The following is a 2,134-nucleotide window of genomic DNA, read 5'->3' on the forward strand; positions in this document are numbered from 1 at the left end:
CCACAAGTCTAGGCAACCAACTATCCCGTCCTGCGATTGCTATCGCCATCGACCCGAAGCAGCGCCATAAGCGCCGGGCCAAGTGAAAATTCGCCACGTGCTGCCTTGCGTGTCAGGTCCCGCAGATATCCTCCCGGCGAATTGATATGCCCAATTCGCTCAAGGATACAGGCGATCGCCGTGGCTGCATTCTCCGGCCCCATAACCTCACAGGCCTCCTGATAGGCTGACGGGCTGACACCGAGCATTGACCGGACGACGACCGCTGCACCCATCATTTCGCGCCAATTTCCGATCGTACCGCCCGGCCCATATATCGCGATCTCGGGGCAAGCCCGCATCACCATACCAAGCGGAAAATTCCGGATTGGCCCCCGCTTCGGCCGATCATCGTCCACCGCCTTTGCTTCCTGCGCGTTTTCGGAGCATGGTTCAAGTTCATTGGTGGATTCGGTATTTGAATTCTGTATGTGACGTTCATTGTGGTCACCATTGGTGCTATTATTTTCATCTTTTTGCTGCATTTCCAGGATGTTGATGGCCTCCTGCAGCAAGATCTCCATCTCGTCCAAGATTGAATTCACATCACCGAGCGTCGGAGAGCGCGGAATCCTGCCCACGAGACCGATGTAAATCGCTTCGATGTTTTCCCAGTTGCCTGACGCACCTTCCTCGATCGCGGCAGAAATGAGCTTTCGAACGTCGCGCCGGCATATCGTCAAATTTTCCTTCGCCCGGCGGAGGGCGAAACGATCTGCAACGACCTGTTGCGCCATCATGGCAAGCTCATCTGTTCGCATGAGCAACGGTGACAGATCAAAGCCGAATGCGCTATCGATCGCACCCGCCTTGTCCTTCCGGGGGTAGCGCTTTCCGTTCGGGCTGTCCTTCCGCACGATCAGTCCTGCCTCAACGAGAAGGGCCAGATGTCTGCGAAGGGTAGCGCCGGCGATACCGTGGGCTCGCAGCGTCAATTGCGCGTTGGACGGAAAAACGATGAGCTGCGCATCCTGGCGCAATTCCTTGTCTGGATGAAAGCTCAGGAGCGCGTCAAGGACGGCCAGGCTGCGATCCTGCAGCCCAAGCAGCTCCCTTGCTTCGGATGCGTCCCGAAAGACTTTCCATTTGTCCGCTGTCTTGCCCGGCTTGATTTTACTCGTCTCGATTTGCCGCTTCACCAGGGCAAGCGTCACCGGCCGCCGCCCAAAGGGCGTCGTCACACTTCCAATCTGCATTTTCTTCACCTTCAAAAAGGCAAAAGAAACCTGCTCACCAAATTACGGTGCCAAAGACTCTTGACTGGGATTCGGGGAAATGCGATTCTCTAGTTGTCACACATTGAGAGAGGCTTCCACGACGGCAACGTTTGGGGGCCTTTTTCTTTTACAGTTCGTCCTTTTTTCATCTCCAAACCCTGACAGCTGTCAGGGTTTCTCTTCTTCTCGCAGGCGGACAAAGCGCTCCGTTAGCGCTGGGAGTTCCGCCTCAACAAACTTCAAAAAGTCGACCCCGAGTGAACCCTCAGCCGAGATTCGAACCTCCTTCGAGGATATCAACAGGGCGCCAAGCTTCGTTCCGCTCTTGTCTGTAATCGGGCTTGGCTCTCTCCGACCAGTCGATACTGGCCTGATGGCGTTCAATGCACGCTGAAACCGTTGATCAGAGGTCTCAGCCGTCTCGCCCTTCCTAACCAGTACCGCCCGCAATGCATCGAGCGCTCCCGTGTCGCCAGCAACCGTCTTGGCAAGGTCGAGCCAACGTGGCCGCCCGATCTTCGGCGCCCGCCCAATGGCCTCGATGATATCCGCGGGAACGATCCTGTAGACATTCCGCATCCGAGCCAGTTCTGCGTCCTCGATCGAAAGCGCAGCGTAGATGTGCCGAGGCTTGATCCCCGCATCGTCCATTCGGGAGGCAAACAGCGCGCGCTCGATCCAGGTGAGGTCTTGGCGACCCGCGTTTTCAATGCCTTGTGCAAGAACCAGGTCGAGGTCGGAAATCTCGACTTCGAGAGCGCGAACAGGCCTGTCAAGCTGCCTAGCAGCGAGCCATCGTCGATGACCGTAGACGATCTGATAGCGACCTGGGGAGGAGGGGTGTTTGCGGACCTGGACGGGAACCTGTTGCCCCTCAG

At 56.9% G+C, this 2,134-nt stretch carries 2 protein-coding genes; both read right to left on the minus strand.

Annotation, left to right across the window (positions count from 1 at the left end; all coding sequences use genetic code 11):
• Nucleotides 1-20: 20 nt before the first annotated feature.
• On the minus strand, nt 21-1,235 hold the full coding sequence (repC, locus tag AC1D1Z_RS36675; RefSeq protein ID WP_130806927.1) for a plasmid replication protein RepC: 1,215 nt from the start codon (nt 1,233-1,235) through the stop codon (nt 21-23).
• A gap of 189 nt (nt 1,236-1,424) precedes the next feature.
• On the minus strand, nt 1,425-2,134 hold a 710-nt coding region (gene repB, locus AC1D1Z_RS36680), incomplete at its 5' end, for a plasmid partitioning protein RepB (RefSeq protein WP_477853726.1).

The organism is Rhizobium sp. P1_E1, assembly GCF_056406015.1.